Below are 16,019 nucleotides of genomic sequence, written 5' to 3'. Positions count from 1 at the left end.
TTTGTTCGCCGGAGCGCACCTTTCACCGACTGAACGTGTTACAGAACCGTTCCGTCATCCGTTTTGTCTGAAATAAGCGGCATCGCTATACGCGGAGTTATTCACAGTCGCATTTTTCATTCACATCTGCCCGGAATCGGCTGGCGTGGCAGGCGTCGCCGCGGCACGGTGAGGCGGTGAGCGCAGCCGCCGGCCTGTTGGCCCTTGTCTCCCAGTCCGCCCTGCGCGACGAATTGGACCGGGTGGCCGCGGCGGTGGGCACGCGGGTGATCCACCTGGGCGCCGCGATACCGACTCGCAAGGCCTGGTCTGCCGCCGCGGCGGTGCTGCTCGACGAGGCCGCGGCCGCCCGCTGCGGCCCGGCCCGGCTGCCACGTCGGGCGCACGTCATCGTGCTCACCGGTGGTGAGCCCACCGCGGCCAGCTGGCAGGCCGCCGTCACGGTAGGCGCGCAGCGAGTACTGACCCTGCCCGGCGGGGGAGACGAACTGGTGGCCGAGCTGGCCGAGGCCGGCGAGGCGGCAGCCGATGGGACGTGCCGGGGTGCGGCCATCGCGGTGATCGGCGCGCGCGGCGGAGCCGGTGCCTCGCTGTTGGCCACCGCGCTGGCGCAGTCCGCTGGCAGGACCGCCGAAGCACTGCTGGTCGACCTGGACGCGTGGGGCGGGGGCATCGACCTGCTGGCCGGCACCGAGGACGTGGCCGGCCTGCGCTGGTGCGACCTGACGCAGCAGGGCGGGCGGTTGACCTGGTCGGCGCTGCGCGCAGCGCTGCCCCGCCAGCGTGGTGTCAGCGTGCTGTCGAATGCTCGGCGTGGCCAGAAGGCCCATGAGGGCCACGAGCTGCAGGCAGGCGCCGTCGATGCCGTCGTGGAAGCGGGCCGTCGCGCCGGGATCACGGTGGTTTGTGACCTGCCCCGGGCGTGGGCCGACCCGGTCGAGGTTGCGCTGAGTGCCGCCGATCTCGTGGTCGTGGTCAGCCCGTGCGACGTGCGTTCGTGTGCGGCGGGCGCCGCGATCGCGCCGCGGCTGGGCGCGGTGAATCCCAACGTCGGTCTCGTGGTGCGCGGCCCCGCCCCGGGCGGACTGCGCGCCGCCGAGGTGGCCGAGATCGTCGGGCTGCCGCTGCTGGCTGCGCTGCGGGCCGAGCCACGGCTGGCCGAACGGCTCGAACACGCGGGCCTGCGATTGCATCGCCGCTCCGCGCTGGCGGCAGCGGCCGGCCGCGTCCTTGGCGTGGTGCCGCAGCGGAAGGCGTTGGTGCCATGAGGGATTCGTTGATCGAACGGGTCCGGGAACGGTTGGCTGCCGAGTCCTGGGCGTCCGCGGAACCGTCGGCGTTGCGTCCCCAGGCGGTGGCCGCGGCGATCCGGGCCGAATCGGGAGGCGTGCTCGGAGACACCGAGATGCTGTCCAGCCTGCGGGTGCTGCAGACCGAACTGACCGGAGCCGGGGCACTGGAACCGCTGTTGTGCGCGCCGGGCGTCACCGACGTGCTGGTCACCGCCCCCGATGCGGTGTGGGTCGACGACGGATCCGGCTTGCGGCGCACCGAGATCCGGTTCGCCGACGAAGCGGCCGTGCGCCGGTTGGCCCAACGGTTGGCGGTGGCTGCGGGCCGCCGGCTCGACGACGCCCAGCCGTGGGTCGACGGCCAGCTCAGCGGTATCGGGACCGGTGAGTTCAGCGTGCGACTGCACGCGATTCTGCCGCCGGTCGCCGCCGGCGGGACGTGCCTGTCGCTTCGGGTCCTGCGGCCGGCCGCCCAGGACATCGCCGCCCTGACGGCCGCGGGCGCCATCGCGCCACCGGCCGCGGCGCTGCTGGCCGACATCATCGCCGCCCGGCTGGCGTTCCTGGTCTCCGGCGGCACCGGCGCCGGCAAGACCACTCTGCTGGCGGCCATGCTGGGCGCGGTGCACGCCGGAGAGCGTCTGATCTGTGTCGAGGACGCTCCCGAACTGCAGCCCCGCCACCCGCATCTGGTCAGGCTGGTGGCCCGTGCGGCCAATGTCGAGGGCGCCGGCGAAGTGGGGCTGCGCGACCTGGTGCGCCAGGCGCTGCGGATGCGGCCGGATCGGCTGGTGGTCGGCGAGGTCCGGGGCGCCGAAGTGGTGGACCTGCTGGCCGCCTTGAACACCGGCCACGACGGCGGCGCGGGTACCGTGCACGCCAACAGTCCGGCCGAAGTACCGGCCCGCCTGGAAGCGCTTGCCGCACTGGGAGGTCTGGACCGCGCCGGGCTGCACAGTCAGTTGGCGGCGGCCGTCCAGGTCTTGGTGCACGTTGCGCGGGACCGTGACGGCAGGCGGCGGCTCACCGAGATTTCACTGTTGCGCCGCACCGCCTCCGGCCAGGTGCAGGCCGCACCGGTGTGGCGGCTTGAGCGCGGCCTGACCGATCACGCCGCCGAATTCCACGCCCTGCTGCGCGATCGGATACCGGCGTGACCGGGTCGGCGATCTCCGCACTGGCGCTGGCCTCGGCGGCCCTGCTCGGCGGCTCGCCGCGACGTCGGCTCGTGCCGGCCGGCCGTCCGCGCCGCGGTCCGGGCGGCAGGGGCAGACGGTGGAGCCTCATCGGGGTCGGAGCCGGCGGTGCGGTGCTCGCCGCCTTCGTCCTACCCCTGAGCACCTGGCTGGCCGGTGCGGTGTTCGGCGCCACCGCCGCGCTGCGCCACCGCCGCCGACGCGCGGGCCGCCGGGCCGCTGTGGAGTCGCGCGCCCTGGAGACCGCGCTCGACGTACTGGCCGGTGAGCTGCGTGTTGGTGCGCACCCGGTGCGGGCCTTCGCCGTTGCCGCCGCCGAAACCGGCCACCCCGCGGTGGCCGCCGGCCTGCGCGGGGTGGCCGCCCGGGCCCGGCTAGGTGCCGACGTCGCGACCGGGCTGCGCGATGCGGGCACGACCTCGGCGCTGCCCGCACATTGGGAGCGGCTTGCGGTCTACTGGGATCTGGGGGCAGAACACGGCCTGGCGGTAGCTGCCCTGATGCAGGCCGCGCAACGCGATATCGCGGCGCAGCAAAGTTTTTCGGCGCACGCCGAGGCTGGTATGGCCGGCGCCCGGGCGTCAGCCACCCTGCTGGGCTGCCTTCCGGTGCTCGGTGTGCTGCTGGGGCAGTTGATCGGGGCCCGGCCGGTTGAGTTTCTGATCGGCGGGCCGGGCGGGGCGCTGGCACTGGTCGGGATGAGCCTGGTATGCGCCGGGTTGCTGTGGTCGGATCGGATCACCGCGCGTGCGGGAGGCAGGCCGTGACTGCCGCCGCGGTGTTGCTCGGGCTGGCCGTGCTGACCGCCGCCGGACCGTCGACGGTTCGGGTGCGCGCCGGGCTGCCCCGGCCAGACCGTCCGGTGCGCCCCCGGACCGTGCCGGGCAACGACGCACTGGCGCTGGCCGCCGGCCTTGAGGTGTTCGCACTCTGCCTGGCCGCGGGCATGCCGGTGTCGGGTGCGGCCGCGGCCACCGCCCGGCACGCGCCGCCGCAGCTGGCGGTGGTGTTGCGCCGCGGCGCGGACCTGCTGGCGATGGGCGCAGATCCCGGCATCGCGTGGTCGGCGCCGGACGGTGCGTTGGACCCGTCGACCACCGCCGTGCTTCGACTGGCTCGGCGGTCGGGGTCTTCCGGCGCAGCGCTGGCGGCCGGGCTGGGAGAGCTTGCCGCGCAGTGCCGCGACGACGCCGCGGATGCGGCGACGGCGGCCGCCGAGCGGGCGGGGGTGCTGATTGCCGGGCCGCTCGGGGTGTGTTTTCTGCCGGCGTTCGTGTGCCTGGGCATTGTGCCGGTGGTCGCCGGCCTGGCCGGCGACGTGCTGCAGTCGGGCCTGCTGTGAGCGGGAGATGTTTCGCGGACAGACCGCGAGAACCTGAGAAGGGTGATGATGGAGGAGGTTTCGTGAGAACACGGGTATTGCAGGCGCGCAACATGTTTCGCGTCATTTCGCTGAAGATGGTGCTGCTGGCCTCCGACGAGTCCGGGATGTCTACGGTCGAGTACGCGATCGGAACCATCGCTGCCGCCGCCTTCGGCGCCATCCTCTACACCGTCGTCACCGGTGATTCGATCGTGTCGGCACTGAACCGGATCATCGGGCGCGCGCTGAACACCAAGGTCTGACGGGCGGTGAGCGGCGGTGGCCCGATTGCCGACGAAGTCGGCGGTACCCCGTTTGCCGACGACGCGGGCGCCAGCACGGTCGAGGCGGCGTTCGCGCTGGCGGCCCTGGTCTCGGTGTTGGTGCTGTGTCTGGCGGGAATCAGTGCGGTGTCCGCCCAGGTCCGCTGCATCGATGCCGCCCGGGAAGCCGCCCGGCTGGCGGCGCGCGGAGACACCCCGGCGGCCACCGCGGTGGTGCGCCGTATCGCGCCGGCCGGAGCCGCAGTCCGGCTGCGCTCCGAGGGTGACCTGGTGGTCGCGACGGTCACCGCCCGGCCGGCGCTGTTGCCCGGATTGGCGATCAGCGCCGAGGCGGTGTCGGCCGTCGAGCCGTCCCGGTGAGGCGGGCGCGGCCACCGTCGCCGCCGCCGCGATGGTCGCAATCCTGTTGAGTATCACCGGGGGTGGCTTTCTGCTCGGCGCCGCGGTCATTGCGCGACACCGGGCGCAAGCGGCCGCCGACCTGGCTGCCCTGGCCGGCGCGGCCCGAGTTCCCGCCGGGCCGGAAACGGCCTGCGCGGCGGCGCAACGACTGGCCGGCCGGATGCGGGTCGGCGGAATCGACTGCGCGGTAGAGGGACTCGACGTACTGGTCACCGTGGCGGTGTCACTGCCCGGTAGGCGCCTCGGCCCGGCCCGGGCGACGGCCCGCGCCGGGCCCGGCTAGGGACTACCCGTCCAACCCGGCGTCGGCCAACTCGGCCTCGGTGGGCAGGCGCAGCGCGAGCAGGCCCGCGTACGTGTCCTCCTCGAGCTCCAACCGGTTGACGGTCACATGCACCGGCCGCCAACTGCCGTCCGGCTGACGCAGGCGCAGCACCCCGGCCACCGGGGGTTGGGTGAAATCGTTTGTCATCCGGTCGATCAGGGCCACATCGTCGGGGTGAACCCGTTGCGTGTCCCCGGGGCCGCGCCAGTCGAAGAACGGGCACGGATCGTCCAGCCACTTCAGCAACCGCCAGTCGGTCAGGTCGATCATCGCCCGATACACGCCGGGCTGCGCCAGTCCGTGCAGGACCTGCTGGGCCAAGAAGTCGGGTTGCTGCACGGCGCCGTCGAACGGGAGGCGCCAGTTCATCCCGCGTGCCACCAGATGCTCACGCCCGTTGGGACCGGCTTCCCGGGCAGTGCGCACCACGAAACCCACCCGGATGACATCGCCGAGGTAATCGGTGACATCCCAACTGATGCAGAGGCTTTGGCCGGCCTCGGCCCGGATCGCCAGGGCAAGCACCTTGTTCTCGTTCGGGCTGAACTCGCGGGTGGGCAGCTCCTCGGCGAACGCCCGGCCCTGGGTGGCCTCCGCGTCCGGGTCCTTGCCGCTGTTCGCCAGGGATTCCCTGGTGTCGGTGGCGACCCCCAGAGTCAGGTCCCACTTCAGCGCGCCCGGGATGGGTCGTTCGGGCGGCTCGACATCGGCCGGACCGATCCAGACGTGCACGCCGTGCACGCGGTCGTCGGACATCACCACCGGTTCGGTGCGGATCACCCGGTCGTTGCGGGGAGTGATACTGGCCAGACTCTGCCCGGTTCGCACCGATTCGCCGATCGCGGTCTGGATCGCCGCCAGGTGCGGGCGGCGGCGCAGGAAGTCGGTGATCGGTACCAGATTCTCCAACTGGTGCCCGTGGGCGACAACTGCCGGTTCACCACCGAGCGTCTCCACCAGCAGCCAATCGTGTCCCATGATCCGGGATATTACGGCTATCGGCCCTCTACCAGCGTCAATAGCAATCGATTGCCCGGTTTTGCCGGGCGACGTGACGTTTCTCGCAGGTCTGCCAGGTTGCGGGGGTTCCGGTTCAGCCGGTAACTTACGGCCGCATCCGGTTACGAATCGGGTTGAAGAACGGATCGCATCGCTCGACCGTTCGTCCTACTGCCTCGGCTGTATTCCGGCGTGGTGACGTCTTGTCATTGTGCGCATGGTTGTCGGGGTAAGTGCTGCAGGGGGGAGTCGGCCGTTCGGGGGGTCGGCCGACTCCCGCAGTCTTTCTCAAGCCGGACCGGCGCCGTTGAGCTCGCCGAGCACCAATCGCAGCACCCGCACCGCACCGTCCTTGTCCAGCGGGTCGTTGCCGTTGCCGCACTTGGGTGACTGCACGCACGAGGGGCATCCGTGCGGGCACTCGCAGGATTCGATCGTCGCCGCCGTCGCGGCCAACCAGGTGGTCGCCGCGCGGAATCCGCGTTCGGCGAATCCGGCACCACCGGGGTGACCGTCGTAGACGAACACGCTGGGCTCACCGCCCAGGGCGACCGGTCCCACCGCGGTGGACAGCCCGCCGATATCACCGCGGTCGCAGCTGGCCACCAGCGGCAGCAGCCCGATCGCCGCGTGCTCGGCGGCGTGCAACGCCCCCGGGATCGCAGGTTCGGCGATCCCGCCGTCGGCCAACGCCTCCGCGGTGACGGTGTAGACCACCGCGGTGGTTGGCAGTGTCGCCGGCGGTACGTCCAGGTCGATGAAATCCAGCACTTCCCCGGTCGGAAGCCGGCGCAGGTAGCCGACGATCTGGCGGGTCACCGTCACCGGCACCAGGCCGAGACCGACCGGACCGAACCGCGCGCGTTCGCCGTCGCCGGTCACATCGATGTCGGTGATCTCGCGCGCGAACGTCGCGTAGCCGGGATCCTCGGCATGCACGAAGGCGATCTGGCGCTCGGTGTCCAGCGAGTCGACCAGATAACTCTCACCCTGATGCAAATGCACCGCCCCGGTGTGCACCGTGGCCGGCGCTCGGCCGGCGTCGACGCTGCCCAGCAGCCGGCCGGTGTCGGCTTCGACGATCACCACCTGCCCGCCGGCCGACCCGCGGATCTCCACCGCCGCGTGCGGGTCGAGCCCGGGCGCCGGGAAGTACTGATTGGACCGTCGCCGCAACAGCCCGTCGTCGACCAATCCCTCGGCCACCTGCTCGGCACCCAGCTGCGCCACCTCGGCCGTCGTCAGCGGCAGCTCGGCAGCAGCGCACAGCAGCTGCGGGCCCAGTACGTAGGGGTTGGCCGGATCGATCACCACCTGCTCGATCGGTCTGTCCAGCAGCGCCGCCGGGTGATGCACCAGATAGGTGTCCAGTGGGTCGTCACGGGCGATCAACACGATCAGCGCCGTCTGGCCTCGTCGTCCCGACCGGCCGGCCTGCTGCCAGAACGACGTCACCGTTCCGGGGAAGCCGGCGATCACCACCGCGTCCAGCCCGGCGATGTCTACCCCGAGTTCCAGGGCATTGGTGGTGGCCAGGCCGCACAACTCGCCGTCGGCCAGCGCGCGTTCCAAGGCTCGGCGCTCCTCGGCCAGATACCCGGCCCGATAAGAGGCCACCTTGTCGACCAGCGCCGGGGCGACCGATTCCAGCCGGGTGCGGGCCGCCAGCGCGGTGAGCTCCGCACCGCGGCGCGAGCGCACGAAGGTCAGGGTGCGCGCACCCTCGGCGATCAGATCGGCCATCACGCGGGCCGCCTCGGCGCCGGCCGCGCGCCGCACCGGTGCACCGTTCTCACCGGTCACGTCGGTGCGCAGGGCGGGTTCCCACAGCGCCACCGTCCGGGCCCCGTGCGGTGAACCGTCCTCGGTGACCTCCGCGACGGATTGACCGATCAGTGCCGACGCGCTGGCGCCCGGTGATGCGGTTGTGGCACTGGCGAAGATCACCGTGGACCCGGCAGGCTCAACGGCCCCGGGCGCGGCGTAGCGATCACACAGCCGCAGCAGCCGCCGCAGCACCATCGCCACGTGCGAGCCGAACACGCCCCGGTAGTAGTGGCATTCGTCGACGATCACGAAGCGCAGACCGCGCAGGAACACCGCCCAGCGGGCGTGGTTGCGCAGCAGCGACAGGTGGATCATGTCCGGGTTGGAGAACACCCAACGGGAGCGTTCCCGGGCGAACCGGCGGACCTCGGCCGGGCTGTCGCCGTCGTAGGCGGTGGGTGCCACGGCGCCTCCTATGCCAGCTGCGCCGGTCAGCGCCGGAACCGCCGCGGTCAGCGTGTGCGCGGCCCGCAGCTGATCATGGCCCAGCGCCTTCGTCGGCGACAGGTACAGCACCCGGGCGCGAGGGTCGGTCGCCAGCGCATGCAGGACGGGGAGTTGATAGGCCAGCGATTTTCCCGACGCCGTGCCGGTGCTGATCACCACGTGACGCCCGGCGTGCGCCAGCTCGGCGGCGGCCAGCTGATGTGACCAGGGTGCGTCGATCCCGCGCTCGGTGAACGCGCTGATCACCCCGGGTTCGGCCCAGTCCGGCCAGGCGCCGACCCGGCCCGTCGACGCCGGCAGGTCGGCGACGTGACGCAGCGGATGTTCTCCGGGATCGACCCCGGCGAGCGCGGCGGCCAGCAGTTCACCGCCGAAATTCGCCGTCATTTCCCGTCCTCAATTTGCCTGGTTCGTACGGCGGTCCCAGCTTCGCCTCTCCTTCGTCGAGCCTCGCTGAACCGCCCGGCCCATGCGACGCTCCCAGCTTCGCCTCTCCTTCGTCGAGCCTCGCTGAACCGCGGTGTTGATGCGGCGGTTCCAGCTTCGCCTCTCCTTCGTCGAGCCTCGCTGAACCGCCGGCATCGAATGCCCGCCGCCGTATTGTTCACCCTGCCTCGAAACCTTCTAAAGGCCATTTGGGCACCGCACTCTGTCCTCGGCGCGATGAACATGGTTGACTGTGGGCGGTCGTAGCTTCTGTGTTCGTGTTAAGCCTTCGCAGGATCTGTGGTTGCGGCCGCAGTTCCCGCGGGGGAGTGGTTCGGTGGCAGCACCGACCGACCGCCAGGGTACGGCGGCGGGAACCCGGCCCGGGGCAGCGAAATGCGGTGCCCCGAACAACGGTGCCCCGCACCGAGCAAGAAGAGTAAGGAAAGATCGACAGATGCCACAGGGAACTGTGAAGTGGTTCAACGCGGAAAAGGGCTTCGGCTTCATCGCACCAGAGGACGGCTCGGCTGACGTGTTTGTCCACTACACGGAGATCCAGGGAAGCGGCTTTCGCACCCTTGAGGAGAACCAGCGGGTGGAGTTCGAGGTCGGGCAGAGCCCCAAGGGCCCCCAGGCCACGGGCGTCCGCGCCGTCTGAGCAACGGAATTTGACGTCACCCCCCGGGCAGCTCCCGCCAACGGAGCCAAGCCGGGGGGTTTCGTTTCGGGCGGGTATACCGCCGCTGAACCCACTCGACGGCGTCCCGGCTTACTGTCGGTGACGTGAGCCAGCTTTCCTTCTTTTCGGCAGAGTCGGTGCCGCCCAGCGTCACCGACCTCACCGGGGTGCTGGCGGGTCCGGGACAGATCGTTATGGTGGGCGCCGGGGCACGGCTGTCGGTCGTGGTCGATGCGCAGTGGCGGGCCGTGGCGCTGGCCGAGCTGATCGACGAGGCCGGCCTGCTGCCCGAGATCACCCGCACCGAGGAGAACACCCCGCTGGTGCGGACCGCGGTCGATGAGAGATTGCGCGTGCTGGCGCAGGCGTGGACCCGTGGCGCGGTGAAGACCGTGCCGCCGGGGTGGCTGCCGGGCCCGCGTGAACTGCGGGCATGGACGCTGGCGGCGGGGGTCGCAGAAGGCGACCGGTACCTGCTCGGACTGGACCCGCACGCGCCGGACACTTTCGCTCCGCTGGCTTCGGCCTTGATGCGGGTCGGGATCGCACCCACGCTGATCGGCACCCGCGGCGGCCATCCGGCGCTGCGGATCACCGGTCGACGCAGGCTGTCGCGGCTGGTCGAGAACGTTGGGGAACCGCCCGCGGATCCCGACGCGTTGAGCCAGTGGCCGCGTGTCGCAGCGACGATCCCGGGGCAGCCCGGTGGCCCCTGAGAGGATCCAGCAAGAATTCACCGCTGAACGCCGGTTTGCATCGGCACGGCCGTGAGTGCGAGATTGTCAGTTGTCCGCCGGCGGCGCGAGCTGCGGGTGCGGACAGAAGTGGAGTGGTAGGCGCAAGGTGGCTGACTCTGAGACGGTGAGCGCCCGCAACGGCGATGATTCACCCGTGCGGCGACTCGTCATAGTCGAGTCGCCTACTAAAGCACGCAAAATTGCGGGTTACCTGGGCCGTAACTACGTCGTGGAGTCCTCCCGAGGGCACATCCGGGACCTTCCGCGCAATGCCGCCGACGTGCCGGCGAAGTACAAGACCGAGCCGTGGGCGCGCCTGGGCGTCAACGTCGACGCGGACTTCGAACCGCTCTACATCGTCAGCCCCGACAAGAAGAGCACCGTCACCGAACTCAAGGGCCTGCTCAAAGACGCCGACGAGCTCTATCTGGCCACCGATGGTGACCGGGAGGGCGAGGCCATCGCCTGGCACCTGCTGGAGACGCTGAAGCCGCGCATCCCGGTCCGGCGGATGGTGTTCCACGAGATCACCGAGCCGGCGATCCGCAGTGCCGCCGAGAACCCTCGTGACCTGGACATCGACCTGGTGGACGCGCAGGAGACCCGGCGCGTCCTGGACCGGTTGTACGGCTACGAGGTCAGCCCGGTGCTGTGGAAGAAGGTCGCACCGAAGCTGTCGGCGGGCCGCGTTCAGTCGGTGGCCACCCGGATCATCGTGCAGCGCGAACGCGAGCGGATGGCGTTCCGCAGCGCTTCTTACTGGGATGTGGTCGCCCAACTGGACGCCAGCGTCTCCGACCCGACGGCATCGCCGCCCACCTTCACCGCCCGGCTGGTCGCCGTCGATGAGCTGCGGGTGGCCAGCGGCCGCGACTTCGACTCGCTGGGGCAGTTGAAAAAGCCCGCCGAGGTCACGGTGCTCGACGAGGCCGCGGCCACCGCGCTGGCGGCCGGGTTGCGGGGTGCGTCGCTGTCGGTGACCTCGGTGGAGGACAAGCCCTATACCCGGCGGCCCTACGCGCCCTTCATGACCTCGACCCTGCAGCAGGAAGCCGGCCGCAAGCTGCGGTTCTCCGCCGAACGCACGATGAGCATCGCCCAGCGGCTCTACGAGAACGGCTACATCACCTATATGCGTACCGACTCGACGACGCTGTCGCAGTCGGCCATTGATGCCGCGCGCACCCAGGCCCGCCAGCTCTACGGCGAGGAGTACGTCTCGCCGTCGCCGCGGCAGTACACCCGCAAGGTCAAGAACGCCCAGGAGGCCCACGAGGCGATCCGCCCGGCCGGCGAGACGTTCGCCACCCCAGACGCGGTGCGCAACGAGCTGGGCAGTGACGAGTTCCGGCTCTACGAGCTGATCTGGCAGCGCACGGTGGCCTCGCAGATGGCCGACGCCCGCGGCACCACCCTGAGCCTGCGGATCGGTGGGCAATCCGGGTCTCAGCAGGTGACATTTGCCGCGAGCGGCCGCACCATCACCTTCGCCGGGTTCCTCAAGGCCTACGTGGAGACCGTCGACGAGCTGGCCGGTGGTGAAGCCGACGACGCCGAGCGCCGGCTGCCGCAGTTGACCCAGGGACAGCGGGTGGATGCCACCGAGCTGACCCCGGACGGGCACGCCACCAATCCGCCGGCCCGCTACACCGAGGCCTCGTTGGTCAAGGCGCTCGAAGAGCTGGGCATCGGCCGGCCTTCGACCTACTCGTCGATCATCAAGACCATCCAGGACCGCGGCTACGTCTACAAGAAGGGCAGCGCGCTGGTCCCGACCTGGGTGGCGTTCGCCGTCATCGGGCTGCTCGAGCAGCATTTCGGCCGGCTGGTCGACTATGACTTCACCGCGGCCATGGAGGACGAACTCGACGGGATCGCCGCCGGGCGCCAGCGCCGTGTCGACTGGCTGCACAATTTCTACTTCGGTGGCGACTACGGGGTGGAGGGCTCGATCTCCCGGGCCGGGGGCCTCAAGAAGCTGGTCGGGGTCAACCTGGAGGGCATCGACGCCCGCGAGATCAACTCGATCAAACTGTTCGACGACGCCGAGGGCCGGCCGGTGTATGTGCGGGTGGGCAAGAACGGCCCCTACCTGGAGCGCATGGTCACCGGCGACGACGGCGAGCCGACCCCGCAGCGGGCCAACCTCGACGACTCGCTCCCGCCCGATGAACTGACCCTGGCGCTGGCCGAGGAACGCTTCGCGACCCCGCAGGAAGGCCGGCCGCTGGGCGTGGACCCGGACACCGGGCACGAGATCGTGGCCAAAGACGGCCGATACGGCCCGTACGTCACCGAGGTGCTGCCGCCACCGCCGGACGACGAGTCCGGGACGCCCGCCAAAAAGGGCAAGAAGCCGACCGGGCCCAAGCCGCGCACCGGCTCGCTGCTGCGCAGCATGAGCCTGGAGACCGTGACCCTCGAGGACGCGCTGAAACTGCTGTCGTTGCCGCGGGTGGTCGGTGTGGACCCCGAGTCCGGTGATGAGATCACCGCGCAGAACGGCCGATACGGCCCATACCTGAAGCGCGGCACCGATTCTCGGTCACTGTCCACAGAGGAGCAGATCTTCGAGATCACCCTCGAAGAGGCACTCAAGATCTACGCCGAACCGAAACGCCGTGGCCGCCAAGCGGCTGCCGCTCCGCCGCTGCGCGAGCTGGGTGCAGACCCGGCGACCGGAAAGCCGATGGTGATCAAGGACGGCCGATTCGGGCCGTACGTCACCGATGGTGAGACCAACGCCAGCCTGCGCAAGGGCGACGAGGTGGTTTCGATCACCGATGAGCGTGCCGCGGAGCTGCTCGCCGACCGGCGCGCGCGCGGGCCGGCGAAGAAGGCCGCGAAGAAGACCACCCGCAAGGCGACCGCCAAGAAGGCGCCGGCCAAAAAGTCCGTCGCGAAAAAAACAGCCCAGCGCTGAGTCAGTCCGCGGCGGCTGAGGTCGCCGGGTCCTCTGCGTTCGACGCCGGGATCTCTTCGATCACCGCAAGTTTCAGCGGCCGCGCCAACTGAGTGGGGACCGCGCGTCCGCGCAGCTCGACGATCTCGCCGACTTCCCAGCACAGTGCCTCCGCGTCGACGGCGCCGCTGACCGCGACCGCCGAAGCCAGCACGTGACCGTCCTCCAACTTGGCCAGCTCGGTCAACCGGGCGGCCTCGTTGACCGGGTCGCCGATCACGGTGTACTCGAAGCGCGCTCGGGCCCCGATGTGCCCGGCGATGGCCCGCCCGGTCGACACCCCGATGCCGAACTCCTCCGAACCGAGCACCGGTAGCAGGCCGTCGTGCAGTTCGCGGGCTGCCGCCAGGGCCGCGCTCGAGGCGTCCGGGTGCTCGATGGGCGCGCCGAAGATCGCCAGGGCCGCGTCACCCTGGAACTTGTTGACGAAACCGCCGTGCCGTCCGACGGCCTCGACCACCACCCGGAAGAACTCGTTGAGCAGGTTGACCACGTCGCTGGGCGGCCGGGTCGAGGCGAGCTGGGTCGAGCCGACCAGGTCGATGAAGAGCACCGCCACGTCGCGTTCCTGGCCGCCCAGCTCGGTTCCGCGCTCCAGCGCACGCCGGGCCACGTCTTCGCCGACGTAGCGTCCGAACAGGTCGCGCAGCCGCTGCCGCTCGGCCAGGTCGCGCACCATGTCGTTGAACCCGGCCTGCAGCAGGCCGAGCTCGCTGGCGTCGTAGATCTGCATGTGCGCGTTGTAGTTGCCGCGCTGCACCTCGCCGAGCGCCCAGCGCAGCTGACGCAGCGGGTCGGCGATCGACATCGACACCAGGACCGTGCCGGCCAGCCCGATGACCAACGCGGCCAGCGCCATCAGCAGAATCGGGGTGAACAGCTTGTCCGGTGAGGCGTCGAGCAACGACGCCTTTCCGGCCAGCACCGACAGCACGATCGCCAACAGCGGCACCCCGGTGGACAGCACCCAGGTCAGCAGCTGACGCAGGATGACCCCGGGCGCCCGCAGCCGCTCCGGGGTGCCCTCGCGCAGCGCGGCCACGGCCACCGGCCGCAGCACCCGCTCGGACTGCAGGTAGCCGATGATCGCGGTGGCGGCGGCGCCCAGCGCGGTGGCGGTGACCACCACCGGCACGACGTCATGTGTCACCGGCCAGCTGATGATTACGAACACCACCCCGCCCACCGTCCAGTAGCAGATGCTGATCAGCGAGCGGTAGAACGGCATCCGCAGCGCCCGGGATCGCGCCAGTTCGGTGTCGGCGGGGTCGGAGTCGGTGTTCTCCAGGTCGGCGAGCAGGGCCTCCCGGCGTTGCCAGCGGAATACCGGCATCAGCAACGCGGTGCTGATCGAGAAGCCCAAGGCGAACAGGCACAGCAGGGTGGCGGCGAAGATCGCCAGGTTGCTGCGCGGCAGGTCCTGCAGGTTGATCCGGTCCTCGTCGGGCAGGCCGAATCGTAGGAAGCCGAACACGAACAGCGAGCCGATGATGTCGGCCTGCAGCATGCTCAGCGTGAATACCGGCCAGGGTGTGCGCACCACCCAGCGGACGAATCGGCTGATCCGCCCCGCCAAGGTCGTAGTACTCACCAGCACACCGTATCCGGCGGAACGACAAAGCCGGAGTCTGAATGTCCGGTCAACCCACTACTGTGGCCGATGATGTCCGGGGTTTTCGCACGATTGGTGGGCCAGCAGACGGTCGAAGCCGAGCTGCTGGCAGCTGCGCGGGCGGCCCGGCATGATTCTGCTCACAGTGGCATGACCGCGGGGGGCATGTCACACGCCTGGTTGATCACCGGCCCGCCGGGATCGGGCCGGTCGATCGCGGCACTGTGTTTCGCCGCGGCGCTGCAGTGCACCGCTGACGACGCCGATGGCGGGCCCGGCTGCGGGCGGTGCCGGGCCTGCACCACCACGATGGCCGGCACCCACGCCGACGTGCGGCGGGTGGTGCCGGAGGGGCTGTCCATCGGTGTCGAGGAGATGCGCGCCATCGTGCAGATGGCGTCCCGACGGCCGGGGACCGGCCGCTGGCAGATCGTGGTGGTCGAGGACGCCGACCGGCTCACCGAGGGCGCGGCCAACGCCCTGCTCAAGGTCGTCGAGGAGCCGCCGCCGTCGACGGTGTTCCTGTTGTGCGCCCCCTCGGTCGACCCGGAGGACATCGCGATCACGCTGCGGTCCCGGTGCCGGCACATGGCGCTGGTAACGCCTCCGCCCGCGGCGATCGCCCAGGTGCTGATGGATACCGACCGGCTCGACCGCGCGACCGCCGACTGGGCGGCGGCGGTCAGCGGCGGCCACGTGGGGCGCGCCCGGCGGCTGGCCACCGATCCGGAAGCCCGCCAGCGCCGCCAGCGGGCGTTGACGCTGGCCCGCGACGCGGCGACCCCGTCGCGGGCGTTCACCGCCGTCGACGAGTTGGTGGCCGCCGCCGAGTCCGAGGCCCGGGATCTGACCGCCGAGCGGGCCGAGGTGGAGACCGAGGAACTGCGCACCGCGCTGGGCGCCGGTGGCACCGGCAGGGGCACCGCCGCCACGCTGCGCGGCACCGCGGGGGTGATCAAAGACCTGGAGCGCCGGCAGAAGTCGCGCCAGACCAGGGCGTCGCGTGATGCGCTGGACCGGGCTCTGATCGACCTGGCCACCTACTTCCGGGACGCGCTGCTGGCCGCCACCGCGTCGGCCGGAGCTGCCCGGCCCAATCACCCGGACATGACCGATGCCGTCGCGGCGATCGCCGGCCACGCCTCGCCGGACCGGCTGTTGCGCTGCATCGAGGCGGTGCTCGAATGCCGTGACGCGCTGGCGGCCAACGTCAAGCCCCGCTTCGCCGTCGGTGCCATGGTTGCCACCATCGGGCAGGCGCTGCGGGGCGACCTGTAAACTGGCCCGGCCCGGTTCGCCGGGCACGCCGCCTTAGCTCAGTCGGTAGAGCGATTCACTCGTAATGAATAGGTCAGGAGTTCGATTCTCCTAGGCGGCTCCAGCTACCATGTATTACGTCGGGTGATGCTTGACGTTTCGGCTTCGGGTGATGCTTGACAGTGTTTCGGCTGATGCTTGTCAGTTG

Annotated in this window: 14 protein-coding genes and 1 tRNA gene; 12 read left to right on the top strand and 3 right to left on the bottom strand. The window is 70.6% G+C overall.

What is annotated here, in order from left to right; all coding sequences use genetic code 11:
* Nucleotides 1-176 precede the first annotated feature (176 nt).
* From ssd to AWC16_RS25160, 7 genes are all read left to right on the top strand, one after another.
* On the top strand, nucleotides 177-1,268 hold the full coding sequence (gene ssd, locus AWC16_RS14575) for a septum site-determining protein Ssd (protein ID WP_109561427.1): 1,092 nt from the start codon (nucleotides 177-179) through the stop codon (nucleotides 1,266-1,268).
* Complete coding sequence (locus AWC16_RS14570; RefSeq protein ID WP_085265473.1) at nucleotides 1,265-2,449, top strand: TadA family conjugal transfer-associated ATPase; 1,185 nt, start codon at nucleotides 1,265-1,267, stop codon at nucleotides 2,447-2,449. The genes ssd and AWC16_RS14570 overlap by 4 nt, the downstream gene beginning before the upstream one ends.
* A complete protein-coding gene (locus AWC16_RS14565; protein ID WP_085265472.1) occupies nucleotides 2,446-3,255 on the top strand; it encodes a type II secretion system F family protein in 810 nt (269 codons plus the stop codon). Before AWC16_RS14570 ends, AWC16_RS14565 begins: the two co-directional genes overlap by 4 nt.
* Nucleotides 3,252-3,830: a type II secretion system F family protein gene (locus tag AWC16_RS14560; protein WP_207572326.1), complete on the top strand. Its 579-nt coding sequence runs from the start codon at nucleotides 3,252-3,254 to the stop codon at nucleotides 3,828-3,830. Before AWC16_RS14565 ends, AWC16_RS14560 begins: the two co-directional genes overlap by 4 nt.
* Nucleotides 3,831-3,922: 92 nt before the next feature.
* The gene (locus tag AWC16_RS14555; RefSeq protein WP_085265471.1) at nucleotides 3,923-4,114 is read left to right on the top strand and encodes a DUF4244 domain-containing protein; all 192 of its coding nucleotides are present in this window, start codon (nucleotides 3,923-3,925) and stop codon (nucleotides 4,112-4,114) included.
* A gap of 24 nt (nucleotides 4,115-4,138) precedes the next feature.
* Complete coding sequence (locus AWC16_RS25165) at nucleotides 4,139-4,495, top strand: TadE family type IV pilus minor pilin (protein WP_109561432.1); 357 nt, start codon at nucleotides 4,139-4,141, stop codon at nucleotides 4,493-4,495.
* 31 nt (nucleotides 4,496-4,526) lie between these two features.
* Entirely contained in the window at nucleotides 4,527-4,820 is a 294-nt protein-coding gene (locus AWC16_RS25160) for an Rv3654c family TadE-like protein (protein WP_109561425.1), read from the top strand.
* 3 nt (nucleotides 4,821-4,823) lie between these two features.
* Here the strand turns inward: AWC16_RS25160 and AWC16_RS14545 are convergent, their stop codons facing one another.
* Together AWC16_RS14545 and AWC16_RS14540 are read right to left on the bottom strand one after the other, a co-directional pair.
* On the bottom strand, nucleotides 4,824-5,840 hold the full coding sequence (locus tag AWC16_RS14545; RefSeq protein WP_085265469.1) for a PAS domain-containing protein: 1,017 nt from the start codon (nucleotides 5,838-5,840) through the stop codon (nucleotides 4,824-4,826).
* A 309-nt stretch (nucleotides 5,841-6,149) separates the two neighbouring features.
* Nucleotides 6,150-8,522: a DEAD/DEAH box helicase gene (locus AWC16_RS14540; RefSeq protein ID WP_085265468.1), complete on the bottom strand. Its 2,373-nt coding sequence runs from the start codon at nucleotides 8,520-8,522 to the stop codon at nucleotides 6,150-6,152.
* Between the two features lie 496 nt (nucleotides 8,523-9,018).
* On the opposite strand from AWC16_RS14540, the gene AWC16_RS14535 reads away from it, so the two are divergent.
* The 3 genes from AWC16_RS14535 to topA all read left to right on the top strand — a co-directional run bounded on the left by AWC16_RS14535 (nucleotide 9,019) and on the right by topA (nucleotide 12,903).
* Nucleotides 9,019-9,222: a cold-shock protein gene (locus AWC16_RS14535; RefSeq protein ID WP_005138711.1), complete on the top strand. Its 204-nt coding sequence runs from the start codon at nucleotides 9,019-9,021 to the stop codon at nucleotides 9,220-9,222.
* A 125-nt stretch (nucleotides 9,223-9,347) separates the two neighbouring features.
* Nucleotides 9,348-9,959, top strand: coding sequence for a hypothetical protein (locus AWC16_RS14530; protein WP_085265467.1), 612 nt, complete (start codon nucleotides 9,348-9,350; stop codon nucleotides 9,957-9,959).
* A gap of 127 nt (nucleotides 9,960-10,086) precedes the next feature.
* On the top strand, nucleotides 10,087-12,903 hold the full coding sequence (topA, locus tag AWC16_RS14525) for a type I DNA topoisomerase (RefSeq protein ID WP_085265466.1): 2,817 nt from the start codon (nucleotides 10,087-10,089) through the stop codon (nucleotides 12,901-12,903).
* A 1-nt stretch (nucleotide 12,904) separates the two neighbouring features.
* Here topA and AWC16_RS14520 read toward each other — a convergent pair whose 3' ends face one another.
* A complete protein-coding gene (locus AWC16_RS14520) occupies nucleotides 12,905-14,539 on the bottom strand; it encodes an adenylate/guanylate cyclase domain-containing protein (protein ID WP_109561424.1) in 1,635 nt (544 codons plus the stop codon).
* A 66-nt stretch (nucleotides 14,540-14,605) separates the two neighbouring features.
* Here AWC16_RS14520 and AWC16_RS14515 point away from each other — a divergent pair, with 66 nt between their 5' ends.
* Complete coding sequence (locus tag AWC16_RS14515) at nucleotides 14,606-15,832, top strand: DNA polymerase III subunit delta' (RefSeq protein ID WP_207572325.1); 1,227 nt, start codon at nucleotides 14,606-14,608, stop codon at nucleotides 15,830-15,832.
* Between the two features lie 27 nt (nucleotides 15,833-15,859).
* Nucleotides 15,860-15,935, top strand: a tRNA-Thr gene (locus tag AWC16_RS14510).
* Nucleotides 15,936-16,019 lie beyond the last annotated feature (84 nt).

It is taken from the genome of Mycolicibacter longobardus (genome assembly GCF_002102265.1).
Lineage (GTDB): Bacteria > Actinomycetota > Actinomycetes > Mycobacteriales > Mycobacteriaceae > Mycobacterium > Mycobacterium longobardum.
This window is presented reverse-complemented; position numbering and strand designations above follow the sequence as displayed.